Source organism: Algibacter miyuki (assembly GCF_030409805.1).
Classification (GTDB): domain Bacteria; phylum Bacteroidota; class Bacteroidia; order Flavobacteriales; family Flavobacteriaceae; genus Algibacter; species Algibacter miyuki.
In genome coordinates, this window is the sequence record NZ_JAUFQP010000013.1 from 426878 (window position 1) to 440494 (window position 13617).

Here is a 13617-nt window from a genome sequence, read left to right on the forward strand (position 1 = left end):
TAGTTTATAAAGCGAGTGTTTGCTTTAGTTTAAAACCATATTTCGAAGTTCTTTTATACAATTTCTATTTCTTGTTTTAATGGTGCCAATAGGCATGTCAAGAGTTTCCGATGCTTCGGATTGTGTGTAGCCTTTAAAATATAGAAGTTCAATAACTTCAATACATTTTTTTGCGAGCTTACTCACATAATTTTTTATTCCTATTGCATCTGTTTTGCTATCTAAACTATCGCTGGTTTCAAGGATATCTACGAAAAAAGTAGCATCAAGGTTTTGTTTGGAGTTCTTAAAACTTTTTGAACGGGTTTTATCAATGGCAGCGTTTCTGGCAATATTTAATATCCACGTAAAAAATCGACCTTTAGTACTAGAGTAGGTATCGGCCTTATGCCAGGCTTTAATAAACACATCCTGCATCACTTCTTCAGCAATGTCGTGGTTTCTAACAATATTGTAGATAACACCATGCATGCTTTCACTATACATAGTATACAAACTCTCAAAAGCTTTTTCGTCTTTCTGTTTAAATTTTTCAACTAGAATATCTAGATTCATATAAGCTCTTGAGAGTTTGTTAATACTGGTTTTTTATGCTGAAATTTTATTTATCGCGTAAAAAAGTGGTTACTTTAATAGCCACATCTTCCCATGTTTTACTAACACCATCTGGGCCTTTATGTAAATCGAAACATACTTTGTTTAAAGATTCTAAGGCACCAAGGGCATCCCAATCTTTTAAGCTCATAACACCTGATAAGGTTACACGTCTTTCATCGGTAATACTTACTTCTAAAAGTAAATTGTTTGTTACACCATTCATGGTAATTGATGCTACGTAAGTATCATTTTCAACAGAAATGGTTCCTTTTAAAATTTCGGTGTCTAACATGGCTCCAAAAAATGACGCTTTAAGTTTTACATCACGCGTGTCATCTTTAGTAAATAAACTGCTTACAGGTATAGAGAACTCTAAATTGTTTAAAGCTTCTTGTGGAGTTGTTCCCGATTGTTCTTCAAAATTTACCGTTGTAAATTCACCACCAACAGGTAATTTTTCGGTGGTTTTGTAGGCCGTCCAAGTTACCGAAGTCCCTTCAGACTTAATTACAAAGTTTTTAGCCGCTTCAGCTTCAGCAGGAGTGGCAGTCTCTTTTTTTTCATTTTTACAAGATGTTAAGCTCATGGCTAACACTACAAAAAGGATACTGATATTTTTCATTTTAATAAGATTTTTATTTAGTCGAAAGTTAAGTCAATAATACGGGACAAGCAAGATTATACATGATATATATCATATTTTTAACAATCATTTTCTTGTAATTTTGAATATTAAATGTTAGGTATGAATAATTTATTGATTAATAAGTATAATGTTTCGGGACCGCGATATACAAGTTATCCCACGGTGCCGTATTGGGATAATGAAACCTTTTCGCTAAAATTGTGGAAAGCGTCTTTAAAACAATCATTTAAAGAAAGTAATGCTAAAGAAGGTATTGGTCTTTACATTCATTTACCTTTCTGCGAAAGCTTATGTACGTTTTGCGGATGTAACAAGCGCATCACCAAACAGCACAGTGTAGAAGCACCATATATTGATGCCGTTTTAAAGGAATGGGATTTATATTTAGAGTTGTTTGACGAAAAACCAGTGATTAAAGAGTTGCATTTAGGAGGTGGTACTCCAACCTTTTTTAGCCCAGAGCATTTAAAACGACTGATTAATGGCATTTTAAAACGATCGGTTTTAGCCGATAATTATGAGTTTAGTTTTGAAGGGCACCCCAATAATACCACGCGCGAACATTTGCAAGCGCTTTTCGATGTTGGGTTTCGTAGGGTGAGTTATGGTGTGCAAGATTATAATGAAACGGTACAAAAAGCCATCCATCGTATTCAGCCTTTTGAAAACGTAGAACGCGCAACTAATTTGGCTCGAGAAATAGGATACACTTCGGTGGGGCACGACATTATTTTTGGACTGCCGTTTCAGAATTTAGATCACGTGAAATCTACTATTTTGAAAACAAAAGCATTGTTGCCCGATAGATTAGCATTTTACAGTTATGCCCATGTACCATGGATAAAAGGTAATGGACAACGTGGATTTAATGATAACGATTTACCAACACCAGAATTAAAAAGAAAGCAATACGAATTAGGAAAACAACTCCTTGCTGAGGTAGGATATCACGAAATTGGCATGGACCATTTTGCATTAAAAACCGATAGCCTTTTTCAGTCTATGGAAAATGGAAATCTACATCGAAACTTTATGGGCTATACGGCCTCTAAAACACAGGCGATGATTGGTTTGGGCGTGTCATCCATTAGCGATAGTTGGTATGGCTTTTCGCAAAATGTAAAAGGCATAGAAAGTTACTATAATTTACTGAAGGATGATATTATTCCAGTATATCGAGGACATATTTTAAATGAAGAAGATTTAATCATCAGGCAACATATTCTGAATTTAATGTGTCGTTTTAAAACCAGTTGGGAAGACACCAATTTATACTTTAAAGAATTGCCAGATGCCTTAATTATGTTGAAAGAAATGGAAATCGATGGTTTAGTTAATATACACGCTAAGCATCTTGAAGTTACTGAAAAAGGACAACCCTTTGTACGAAATATTTGTATGGCTTTCGATGTCTTATTACAACGTAAACAACCCGACGCGCAATTGTTTTCCATGACAGTTTAGTGCTTCGGAATATTAAAAAATGATTAAATTAAAAAGAATTAATAACTTCTAAAACCTTAAAAAATGAAACGTATCATTGTACCCATCGATTTTTCAGAACAGTCAGAATATGCATTAAAAACCGCTGCAAGATTGGCAAAAAAACATGATGCAGAAATTTTGGTTTTACACATGCTAGAAATAGACAATTTGGCACTCACAGCATCTGCGTCACGCCTTGGAGAGCAAACTGTTTATTTTCTAAAAATAGCCGAACAGCGTTTCGAGAAATTCTTAAATAAACCCTATTTAAAAGATGTTAAAATTACGCCTATTATTAAACATTTTAAAGTGTTTAGTGAGGTTAATGATGTTGCCAAAGAACGTGAAGCCGATATTATCATTATGGGGTCTCATGGCACCAGCGGCGTGCAGGAAATGTTTATAGGTTCCAATACAGAAAAAGTAGTGCGTAACTCCGAAATACCTGTGTTGGTTGTAAAAAACAACATCCCAGATATTAATTTTGAAGTTATTGTTTTGGCTTGTGATTTTAGTAAAGAGTCTATGGCACCGTATATTAACACGGTTAAAATGTTCGAAAAAATTGTGTCAAAAATTTACGTAGTACATGTTAATTTACCAAACGAAAAATTTAGAAGCTCGGTAGAATTAGAAAAAAGAGCAGTTGACTTTTTCAACAAAGCAGACGGCCATTTAAAACGTATGGAGGATGTACATTATGTTGCTGATTACACCGTAGATGAAGGCATTTTAAGCTTCTCTAATAAATATGGAGCCGATTTAATTGTAATGCCAACACATGGCAGAAAAGGCTTGGCTCACTTCTTTCAAGGTAGCGTGAGCGAAGATGTTGTTAACCATTCTACATTACCCGTACTTACCTTAAAAATATAAAGAATAAGGTTCTGTTGTGAGAGGTATAATTTCGTCAGCCTTCAAAGTAGGAAGGTTGGCGAGGTTATATTTTTTAAAAAGCCAAATTTTTAAACTCTAAAGTAGATTCTATTTTAGAGTTTTTTTTGTATTGTAAAAGAGGGTAGAAGTGAGGTTTAATGGCAATCAATACTATTAGTAACCAGATCGTAAACAGGAGTAGGCGATAGGTAAGGAATGCCTAACCCTAAACCGCGAATAATAAATAGAACACCAATAATCACCACAAAAACAGGAATAGCTTTCTGTATTTTTTGGCGTGCGGCACCTTTTAAAAATTGCGAAAAGTAAATCGCTGTGGTCATTAACGGGATGGTTCCTAAACCAAAAACCGCCATATATAAAGCACCATTTAAGGCATGTCCGCTAGCAATAGCGGCAAAAACCGCCATATAAACCAAACCACAAGGTAAAAAGCCGTTTAAAAAACCAATAGTTAAAAAGGTATCCATTGTTTTTTTCTTCATGGCCGCTCCTAAGCCCGATTTCACTTTCGAAATAATACGATAAACCGGTTTGGAGAAATTATATTTATTGAATGTTTTCTGTGGAATAATAACCACTAAAATCATTAAAATGCCAATAAAAATAGAAAGCTGTTGCTGAAATCCAAAAATAAATAAACTCTTTCCTATAAGTCCGAAAACGAGTCCAATAACACTGTAGGCAAGCAGTTTACCAAAATGATAAACGCCAATTTGCAATGCTTTTTTTAGAGGATTGGTTCGGTCTACCGGAAGCATGAAAGCAATAGGGCCACACATGCCAACGCAGTGAAAACTACCTAGAAGTCCGAGTATAAATGCCGAAACAAGCATATTAATAAATTATAGATTCTTTGAATAGGTACGAATTTCCATTATATTGCCAATCAATTTTAATGTTCCAACGACCATCTACCAAACGTTTGTCAGGTATGAGCAAAGTAGAATCAGACAGTGAAACAATAGAAGTTTCAAAGTCTAGTTGTTTGTTAGATGGTCTATATAGGAACACTTTTCCTGTAATTTTTTTGTAATCGAAACCCTTTGGGAATACCACTTTTATGCCCTCGTTAGTGCGGAAATAATTGACATTAACCGTTAATTCTTCCGCTTTTTCAAGCTTATATATATCCTTTTGGTACAAAACTTCTGCGCCATAATAATCTTCGGTAACCAGTTCGTTTTTAAATCTATTGTCCGAAAACATGGTTATAACAAAGTATAAAATAAAGGCTATAAAGCCTATAAATGCTAGTATTATTCCGGTTCCCCAATTAAATTTCATCTCAATAATATTTTTTTATTTCCGCGAAAGCGAAAACGTCATTATTACTCGTTTTATGTTTAGGGCATTACCCTACGGGTCGGGCTATCACTACTCGCTCCCTTCCTTTGGTCGGGGAGCTCAAACATACCGTTCTATCCCTAATGCAACTACCTGCCAAATTACTTTTCAGTTCTTAACAGCAGGCTTACTTAAAACTTCTTGGGCCTAAAAAGTTAGCTGTAGTGGTTTCAATTAATTTATCTCCAGAGTAAACTCCAATTTTAATTTTATTTCTATCGCCACTTAAAGCCGAGTTATTTATTTCAACAAATAAAGTCCCTTTAGATATTTCTTGTTTAGGTACTACAAAGTGATCGTTTGTTGCCACCAATTTTAATTCTCCTTTATGTGAAAGTAATTTAAAGCTTACGCCCTCAATAGCTTCCGATGTTTTATTTACTAATTTATAAGTAAACACATTACTAATAATATTGTTATCCTTGTGCTCGTATAGTTGACCAGGTAATCTTAAAATAGTAGCTTCTACATCGTTTCGTAAAAAAAGCATACCTACAAGTAAGCCTGTTAAAATGGCTAATACCGCGATGTAACCTTTAATTCTTGGAGTTAGTTTAAACGGTACTTTCTTTTCTATATTTTCTTCACTCGTATATCTAATTAAACCTTTTGGCAGGTTAATGCTTTCCATAATATGGTCGCACTCATCAATGCAAGCCGTACAGTTTACACATTCTAACTGTGTACCGTTTCTAATGTCTATACCGGTAGGGCAAACATTAACACATTGCATACAATCGATACAATCGCCATGGCCTAAAGCCTCACGATCTTCAGTTTTTCTGAATTTTTTTCTACCATTTTCTGCCTCTCCACGTTTATGGTCGTATGCCACAACAATAGATTTTGTGTCTAAAAGAACACCTTGCAACCTACCGTAAGGGCAAGCAATAATACAAACCTGTTCTCTAAACCAAGCAAAAACAAAATAAAATACGGCTGTAAATATGGTTAACGATATTAACGTACTGGAATGTTCTGTAGGGCCATCGGTGATGTAAGATATAAGCTTGTCGCTTCCTATTAAATACGCCAAAAACACATTGGCGATGATAAAGGAAATCAAAATAAAAATAATTGTTTTTATTGTTTTTTTTCTAATCTTCTCGGCATTCCAATGTTGTTTGGCTAACCGCATTTGTTTACCACGATCGCCTTCAATCCAATATTCAATACGTCTAAATACCATTTCCATAAAAATGGTTTGTGGACAAATCCATCCGCAGAAAATACGTCCGAAGGATACTGTAAAAAGTGCAATAAACACAACACCAATAATCATCGAAATTACAAATAGATGAAAATCTTGAGGCCAAAACGGGAAACTAAAAATATTAAAACGCCTTTCTAAAATATTAAACATTAAAAACTGGTTGCCATTAATTTTAATAAATGGTGCCAATAGTAAAAATGCTAATAAGGCGTAGCTTACGTATTTACGATACTTGTAAAACTTGCCACTTGGTTTTTTAGGAAATACCCATGCGCGTTTACCGTCTTCGGTAACCGTGCCTATGGAGTCTCTAAATGTTTCGTTGTCTGGCGTTTCCACGTTGTTTGGTGTTTATAAACCTGCTAGTAAAAAACTAACAGGTTTAAGGTATATTGAGTTAGTGTATGCTTAATTTACAGCTGCAGGTGCGTCACTTTCAGCTGTCCAAATATCGCCTTGTGGCTCTTTTGGGTTTGCAGGCGTTGTACCTTGCAGACTTAAAACGTAACTAGAAACCTGAGCAATTTGTGCTGGTTTTAGTTGTGCTTTCCAGGCAATCATTCCTTTTCCAGAACGTCCACCTTCAGATATGGTTTTAAATACATGTTTAACATCGCCACCTAAAATCCAGTTCGGGTCGGTTAGGTTCGGGCCAATTCCACCACCACCATCAGCCATGTGGCATGCCACACAGTTAGTCTCGAAAATGGTTTTTCCGGCTTTTAAGTCTGATGCTTCAGTTAATAACGTTACAGTATTAAAATCGACTAAATCTTTTGCCGTTTTTTTGTATTCTTCAATGGCTATTCTAGCTTCTGCTAATTCTGTTTCTAATTCATCAATTTGATTGTCACCATTAAAAACTTCATATTTCAACATGTAAACAATAGCAAAAACGATGGAGATGTAAAAGGCGTATACCCACCATGGTGGTAAATTGTTATCTAGTTCTTTGATGCCATCGTAACTGTGATCTAAAATAATTTCAGCTTCTTGTTCTATTGGTTTTTGACCTAGTAATTTGGTATAAGTTTCTTTTATCCAAGTGAATTTATAGCCCAATTCTTTTTCAGCTAAAAAACGAGCTTTAGCCGCTTCGTCTAATTTATGAAGCATTACATTTTCCAATGCTCCAACAACACCTTCAATAGCTATTAAAATTAGAAGTACTAAAATTAAAAATAATTGAACGGCAGTATATTCAATAAAAGCCGGCTTTTCGCCAGAATCTACACAGTATTCTGTTGCAGCGAAAATTATTAAAAAGGCTACGGGAATTCGTATCCAAGATGGAATTAGTTTTCTCATAATGTATCGTCGTTTTGAGTTTCTAAAGGCAGGTTGCTAACGTTTTGTATATAGTCTTTTTTCGCAGTAATAACCCACCAAAAAAGGAGTACAAAAAATGAAAAGAATATCACTAACGAAATTATTGGATAAATCTCGATACCGTCAATAGTTTCCATGTGGTATTTTATAAATTTCAACATGATTTTATATTGTTTTGGTGGTTATTATTTTTGTTCTGGTTTCACGTGAATATCGGTACCTAAGCGCTGTAAATAAGCAATAAGTGCCACAATTTCTCTGTTTTTCATTTCTATAAAAGGCTCTCCATTGTCGGCTGCATATTTTTTATCCGCTTCATAGGTTTTTGCAAAATCAGGATCTTGATATAGGTTTTGCTCAATTTGCCCACCTTGCTCTAACATAGCTTGTTGTGCATTATTAATTTCCTCTTGCGTGTATGGTACGCCTAGGGTTACCATAGCTTCCATTTTTCTTTCGGTTAACGATTTATCTAACTCACTACCTTCTCCGGTGATTAACCAAGGGTATCTTGGCATAATAGAACCTGATGAGGTACTTTGTGGATCGTACATGTGGTTAAAGTGCCAGTTATCTGAATATTTAGCGCCAATTCTATGTAAATCTGGTCCGGTACGTTTTGATCCCCAAAGGAATGGATGATCGTAAACAAATTCTCCTGCTTTAGAGTATTCACCGTAACGTTCAACCTCGTGTCTAAACGGACGAATCATTTGAGTATGGCAGCCTACACAACCTTCACGGATATAAATATCACGACCTTCTAATTCTAATGGTGAGTATGGTTTTACTGTTGAAATGGTTGGTATATTAGATTTTACCATAATGGTTGGTACAATTTGAACCACACCACCAATTAAAATAGCAATAGTTGCTAAAATGGTTAATTGAATTGGTTTACGTTCTAACCAAGTGTGCCATCCTTCATTAGCTGTTCTGCTTTTAGAAACACGTTCTAATGCTGGAGCTTCGGCTAATTCATCTTCAACTTTGCTACCTTGTCTAACAGTCATAATCACGTTATAAACCAAGATAAACATACCAATAATATATAAAGTACCACCAACAGCACGCATCATGTACATTGGCATAATTTCAGTAACGGTTTCTAAAAAGTTACCATAAACTAAAGTACCATCTGGATTAAATTGTTGCCACATAGAATACTGAGTAAAACCGGCAACATATAACGGTAAAGCATACATGATAATACCTAATGTGCCTACCCAAAAGTGCACATTAGTTAAAGATGCAGAATACATTTTTGTTTTAAATAGACGTGGAATTAAGTAATAAATTAATCCAAAAGCCATAAAACCGTTCCAAGCTAATGCACCAACGTGTACGTGGGCAACAATCCAATCTGTAAAATGCGCTACCGCATTCACACTTTTTAGCGAAAGCAATGGGCCTTCAAAGGTCGCCATACCATAACCGGTAATGGCAACAACCATAAATTTTAAAACAGGATCTGTACGAACTTTATCCCATGCACCACGCAAGGTTAATAAACCATTGATCATACCACCCCAAGACGGCATTAGTAACATTACTGAAAATGCAACACCTAAATTTTGTGCCCATTCTGGTAATGCCGTATATAATAAATGGTGAGGTCCAGCCCAGATATAAATAAAAATAAGAGACCAAAAGTGTACAATAGATAATCTATAAGAGTATACAGGTCTGTTTGCTGCTTTAGGTACAAAGTAATACATCAAACCTAAATACGGAGTTGTTAAAAAGAAGGCTACCGCATTGTGGCCGTACCACCATTGCACTAAAGCATCTTGAACACCAGCGTACACAGAGTAACTTTTAAAAGCACTTACAGGAAGTTCTAAACTATTAAAAACATGCAGTACTGCAACAGTAACAAACGTTGCTAAGTAAAACCAAATGGCTACATATAAGTGGCGTTGTCTACGCTTTAAAATAGTCCAAATCATGTTGATACCAAAAACCAACCAAATAATAGTGATTGCAATATCAATAGGCCATTCTAATTCCGCATATTCTTTAGTTGATGTATAACCTAAAGGCAATGTAATAGCTGCTGCAACAATAATAAGCTGCCAACCCCAAAAGTTAATGTTACTTAATAAATCACTAGCCATTCTCGCCTTAAGCAAACGCTGTAACGAGTAATAAATACCCGCAAACATCGCATTACCAACAAAAGCAAAAATTACAGCATTGGTGTGTAGTGGTCTTAAACGACCAAAACTTAACCAAGGAATACCATCGGTTAAATTTGGGAATAAAAACAAGAACGCCAGTAGCAAACCTACCGCCATACCTACAACGCCAAACACAATCGTGGCGTAAATAAATTTTGTAACGATTTTATTATCGTACTTAAACTGTTGCATTTCCATAAATTAAAATGTTAATCTTTCTTAGTTAAAATTGTTTTATCGGTTTTCTTTTTTACCAGTTCGTCGTCAAAAAGAATTCTGACAGACGGCGTGTAGCTATCATCGAACTGTCCGCTTCGTACAGCCAAAATGAAAGCAATAAAAAAGCCAATAGCAACAATAATGCTAATAGTTAGTAAAATGTATATAACGCTCATACCTATTTGAAGTTATGGTTCAAAAGTACTCGAAAGCCCTTTTGTAAAACATGATAAATGTCATGTTTTTTGGTTTTTATAAACATTTTTTTGGCGTTCCCTAACGGTCGGGCTTTCACTACTCGCTCCCTCCCAAAAGGTCGGGGAGCTCAAGCATACCGTTCAATCCCTAACGCACCATTCCGCTAAAATTTGTTTTTAATAACGACTTTAATATGGTCATTTCACCTATAGCCTAAATGACGTAAAAATATTCTCAAACTGTTTTTAAAAACCAGGAAGTCATTTATTTGAGAATTCTTGACGCAAACACAAATTAATCCTCCAAATCAATCGCTCGACTTTGTTTCGATAAACTCGGAATAAAATTCGTAGCCAACGTAGTAAACGCCACAATACTAACCGAACTCAAAGGCATTAAAATAGCCGCAATTACGGGAGATAAAGCACCAGTAACCGCAAAGTAAAGGCCAATACTATTGTATACCAATGAAAGCGCAAAACTCCATTTAATAATTTTTATAGACGATTTAGCAGCTTTAATAAAATGAAACAATTCATTAAATTTAGACGCATCCAAAATAGCGTCACAAGCCGGAGAAAACACATTTACATTTTCCGAAATAACAATACCCACATCACTTTGAGCCAACGCTCCTGCATCATTCAATCCGTCACCAATCATTAAAATCTTGGCACCCGAATTTTGGTGATGTTTAATATACTCTAATTTATCTTCAGGTTTCTGATTAAAAAATAATTTCGTCTTCGCAGGTAATAATTTGGTTAAGTTTTCCTGTTCGCCAGCATTATCTCCCGAAAGGATCACCAAATCAAAATGCGATTTTAAAGCATTAAAAAGACCCGATAAACCTTTTCTATAAGCATTATGAAACGTGAATTTTCCTTTGTAAGTGTTGTTTGTACTCACATGCACTGTGGTGTTCAAATTGGCCGCATCTTGCAAATGGCCAACATAAGGTGCCGACCCAATTTTAATAGAATCTAAAGCGTGTTTTGCCGAAATACCTTCGCCAATATGCTCCTCATAAGTGTCTAAACTTACAATGTCATGCGATTTTAAAAGCTCGTATAGTGATCTGCTTAACGGGTGATTCGAATTGCGAAGTGTACTTTTTAGTAGCGATTCTTCGTCACCCGAAAGCGTCATGCCATCATAGTTTATCGTGGTTTCTTTGTTGGCGGTAATGGTGCCTGTTTTATCGAAAATAATAGTGTCAATTTCGGCTAATTGTTCAATAACCGAAGCATTTTTTGCGTAAAACTTCAACTTACCAAAAATACGTAGCAAATTTCCGAAGGTAAAAGGAGCAGCCAACGCAATAGCACATGGACAAGCAATAATAAGTACCGAGGTAAACACATTTAAGGCCTTAGAAGGATCGAAAACCAACCAAAACGCCGTAGCTATAAACGCAATACTAAGTACGGCAATGGTAAAGCGTTTACTAATTTTATTGGTGAGCGTGGTAAAGCGGTCTTCCTTGTTTTTATTAAACACATCGTTGCTCCAAAGTTGCGTAAGGTAACTTTGTTCCACGGTTTTTAAAACATCTATTTCAATACTACCTTCCAATTGTTTTCCACCAGCAAATAATTTATCGCCCGATTTTTTAGAAACAGCTTCCGATTCTCCGGTTACAAAACTATAATCAATACGAGCTTTTCCCTTTATTAAAATACAATCTACAGGGATTAATTCTTCATTTCTAATTAGTAATCTGTCGCCTTTTTCAATATCATAAACTTGAACGGATTCTTCCGAACCATCGGTGTTTAATCTAGTGATTCCGATAGGGAAATACGATTTATAATCCCGTTCAAACGATAAAAAATTATAGGTTTTTTGCTGAAAAAACTTTCCTAATAATAAGAAGAATACTAGGCCAGATAAGCTGTCGAAGAAACCGGTACCTAGGTCGAGCATAATTTCAGCCGAACTGCGAACAAACAAAACAATAACGCCTAAAGCGATAGGGACATCAATATTTAAAATGTTAGCGCGTAAGCCTTTATAGGCCGAAATAAAATAATCTTGTGCTGAATAAAAAACCACCGGAAGCGAAAACGTAAACATGAGCCACCTAAAAATTGGAGAGTACGTTTCTATCCAAAAGCCAGAGACCTCAAAATACTCTGGAAACGATAAAAACATAATGTTGCCAAATGCAAAACCAGCAATACCTAATTTGTAAATTAGTGAACGGTTTACGTTTTTTTTGCCAACGCTATAATCGTCTAAACTAATAAAAGGTTCGTACCCAATACTGCTGAGTAATTTTACAACCTGTTTTAAAGAAAAGGTTTCGCTATTGTAAGTTACGCGCACGGTTTTTAGACCAAAATTAACCATGGAACTGCTAATTTGTGGCGCGAGTTTGTTGAGGTTTTCAAGTATCCAAATACAGGAACTACAATGGATGTGCGGAATAAAAAGCGTCGCAATTTGTGTTTTGTCGCTATTAAATTCTAATAGACTCTCAACAATTTTAGTATTGTCTAAAAAATTGTACTTTCCATCTATATCTGTGGGTTTTGCACCTGCGGACTCCTGTAAGTCGTAGTAACACGTTAAGTCGTTTACAGTGAATATTTCGTAAATGGTTTTACAGCCATTGCAGCAAAATGCTTTGTCGTCGTAAAAAATATTTACGGCAGACGCATCTAAACCACAGTGAAAACATGTGTTTTTGCTCATTATTATTTGCTCAATTATACCTAATGCAAATATTGTAAAACTTGTGAGTATTAAATATGATAATTGTCATGTTTTCATTATTTTTGTGAGAATCCGTAACCCTAGCCTTTTTAACCAATGAGTAAATGTGAGCAGTGCATCATCAAACAATTTAATTCCTTAAAGTCCTTAACTAAGAACGAGTTATTGCGCATTTCTGGTTGTAAAACTTCAAAAAAGATAAAAAAAGGCGAAATTATTTTTGAGGAAGGCGATAGTGTTAATGGTGTTTATTGCATAAAAGATGGTATTTGTAAGTTGTCTAAATTAAGCGAAAACGGTAAGGATCAAATTGTGAAAATGGTTGTTAAAGGCCAGCTTTTAGGACAACGCTCACTAATTAGTGGAGAGTCTTCAAATTTACAAGCAATCGCTTTAAATGATATGGAAGTTTGTTTTATACCTAAAAATGAAATAATTTCGGATCTTCAGAAAAACCCAAAATTCTCATTTGATGTGCTTCAGGATATGGCTCGCGACTTAAAAGAATCGGACGATATTATTGTTAATATGGCTCAAAAATCAGTAAAAAAACGTCTGGCGGAAACCTTAATTTATGTGCATAAAAATTTCGGGGTAAATGCTGATGGTATGTTAGCTGTACTATTGTCTCGTGAAGATTACGCTAATATTGTTGGAACGGCGACTGAATCGGCTATTCGTGTTATTTCACAATTGAAGAAAGAAAAGTTAATATCTACCAAAGGGAAATATATTAAAATTGAAGATTTGACGGGATTACAGCGTGTAGAATAATCTTCTATACCAAA

13 protein-coding genes are annotated in these 13617 nt (G+C 35.3%); 3 read left to right on the plus strand and 10 right to left on the minus strand.

The features are described 5' to 3' along the window. Window positions 1–24: 24 nt before the first annotated feature. Window positions 25–555 (minus strand): RNA polymerase sigma factor, encoded by a 531-nt coding sequence (locus QWY92_RS14190; protein WP_290272416.1) that lies wholly within the window; start codon window positions 553–555, stop codon window positions 25–27. Window positions 556–601: 46 nt separating this feature from the next. Then, window positions 602–1219 (minus strand): YceI family protein, encoded by a 618-nt coding sequence (locus QWY92_RS14195; protein WP_290272418.1) that lies wholly within the window; start codon window positions 1217–1219, stop codon window positions 602–604. Window positions 1220–1342: 123 nt separating this feature from the next. On the opposite strand from QWY92_RS14195, the gene hemN reads away from it, so the two are divergent. Further along, entirely contained in the window at window positions 1343–2707 is a 1365-nt protein-coding gene (gene hemN, locus QWY92_RS14200; protein ID WP_290272420.1) for an oxygen-independent coproporphyrinogen III oxidase, read from the plus strand. Window positions 2708–2770: 63 nt separating this feature from the next. After that, a complete protein-coding gene (locus QWY92_RS14205) occupies window positions 2771–3604 on the plus strand; it encodes a universal stress protein (protein ID WP_290272422.1) in 834 nt (277 codons plus the stop codon). A gap of 155 nt (window positions 3605–3759) precedes the next feature. Here the strand turns inward: QWY92_RS14205 and QWY92_RS14210 are convergent, their stop codons facing one another. From QWY92_RS14210 to QWY92_RS14245, 8 genes are all read right to left on the minus strand, one after another. Continuing rightward, window positions 3760–4461 carry a sulfite exporter TauE/SafE family protein gene (locus QWY92_RS14210; protein WP_290272424.1) on the minus strand — a complete coding sequence of 234 codons (702 nt, stop codon included), beginning with the start codon at window positions 4459–4461 and terminating at the stop codon, window positions 3760–3762. 1 nt (window position 4462) lies between these two features. Then, complete coding sequence (locus QWY92_RS14215) at window positions 4463–4912, minus strand: FixH family protein (RefSeq protein ID WP_290272426.1); 450 nt, start codon at window positions 4910–4912, stop codon at window positions 4463–4465. 187 nt (window positions 4913–5099) lie between these two features. Beyond that, window positions 5100–6524, minus strand: a complete 1425-nt coding sequence (gene ccoG / locus QWY92_RS14220; RefSeq protein WP_290272428.1) for a cytochrome c oxidase accessory protein CcoG — start codon at window positions 6522–6524, stop codon at window positions 5100–5102. A gap of 69 nt (window positions 6525–6593) precedes the next feature. Then, window positions 6594–7493: a cbb3-type cytochrome c oxidase N-terminal domain-containing protein gene (locus QWY92_RS14225; RefSeq protein WP_290272429.1), complete on the minus strand. Its 900-nt coding sequence runs from the start codon at window positions 7491–7493 to the stop codon at window positions 6594–6596. After that, the gene (locus tag QWY92_RS14230) at window positions 7490–7675 is read right to left on the minus strand and encodes a CcoQ/FixQ family Cbb3-type cytochrome c oxidase assembly chaperone (RefSeq protein WP_290272431.1); all 186 of its coding nucleotides are present in this window, start codon (window positions 7673–7675) and stop codon (window positions 7490–7492) included. The genes QWY92_RS14225 and QWY92_RS14230 overlap by 4 nt, the downstream gene beginning before the upstream one ends. Window positions 7676–7699: 24 nt before the next feature. Beyond that, a complete protein-coding gene (gene ccoN / locus QWY92_RS14235; protein ID WP_290272433.1) occupies window positions 7700–9892 on the minus strand; it encodes a cytochrome-c oxidase, cbb3-type subunit I in 2193 nt (730 codons plus the stop codon). 11 nt (window positions 9893–9903) lie between these two features. Further along, window positions 9904–10089 carry a cbb3-type cytochrome oxidase assembly protein CcoS gene (gene ccoS / locus QWY92_RS14240; RefSeq protein WP_290272435.1) on the minus strand — a complete coding sequence of 62 codons (186 nt, stop codon included), beginning with the start codon at window positions 10087–10089 and terminating at the stop codon, window positions 9904–9906. Between the two features lie 316 nt (window positions 10090–10405). Then, a complete protein-coding gene (locus QWY92_RS14245; protein ID WP_290272437.1) occupies window positions 10406–12808 on the minus strand; it encodes a heavy metal translocating P-type ATPase in 2403 nt (800 codons plus the stop codon). 117 nt (window positions 12809–12925) lie between these two features. On the opposite strand from QWY92_RS14245, the gene QWY92_RS14250 reads away from it, so the two are divergent. Continuing rightward, complete coding sequence (locus tag QWY92_RS14250) at window positions 12926–13603, plus strand: Crp/Fnr family transcriptional regulator (RefSeq protein ID WP_290272440.1); 678 nt, start codon at window positions 12926–12928, stop codon at window positions 13601–13603. The last annotated feature ends 14 nt before the right edge of the window (window positions 13604–13617 follow it).

Bases quoted from the DNA above. Each gene is read 5' to 3' on its own strand.
- QWY92_RS14190 (WP_290272416.1), bottom strand. From the start codon at position 555: ATGAATCTAGATATTCTAGTTGAAAAATTTAAACAGAAAGACGAAAAA.
- QWY92_RS14225 (WP_290272429.1), bottom strand. From the start codon at position 7,493: ATGAGAAAACTAATTCCATCTTGGATACGAATTCCCGTAGCCTTTTTA.
- ccoS (WP_290272435.1), bottom strand. From the start codon at position 10,089: ATGAGCGTTATATACATTTTACTAACTATTAGCATTATTGTTGCTATT.
- QWY92_RS14245 (WP_290272437.1), bottom strand. From the start codon at position 12,808: ATGAGCAAAAACACATGTTTTCACTGTGGTTTAGATGCGTCTGCCGTA.
- ccoN (WP_290272433.1), bottom strand. From the start codon at position 9,892: ATGGAAATGCAACAGTTTAAGTACGATAATAAAATCGTTACAAAATTT.
- QWY92_RS14205 (WP_290272422.1), top strand. From the start codon at position 2,771: ATGAAACGTATCATTGTACCCATCGATTTTTCAGAACAGTCAGAATAT.
- QWY92_RS14230 (WP_290272431.1), bottom strand. From the start codon at position 7,675: ATGTTGAAATTTATAAAATACCACATGGAAACTATTGACGGTATCGAG.
- QWY92_RS14210 (WP_290272424.1), bottom strand. From the start codon at position 4,461: ATGCTTGTTTCGGCATTTATACTCGGACTTCTAGGTAGTTTTCACTGC.
- QWY92_RS14250 (WP_290272440.1), top strand. From the start codon at position 12,926: ATGAGTAAATGTGAGCAGTGCATCATCAAACAATTTAATTCCTTAAAG.
- hemN (WP_290272420.1), top strand. From the start codon at position 1,343: ATGAATAATTTATTGATTAATAAGTATAATGTTTCGGGACCGCGATAT.
- QWY92_RS14195 (WP_290272418.1), bottom strand. From the start codon at position 1,219: ATGAAAAATATCAGTATCCTTTTTGTAGTGTTAGCCATGAGCTTAACA.
- QWY92_RS14215 (WP_290272426.1), bottom strand. From the start codon at position 4,912: ATGAAATTTAATTGGGGAACCGGAATAATACTAGCATTTATAGGCTTT.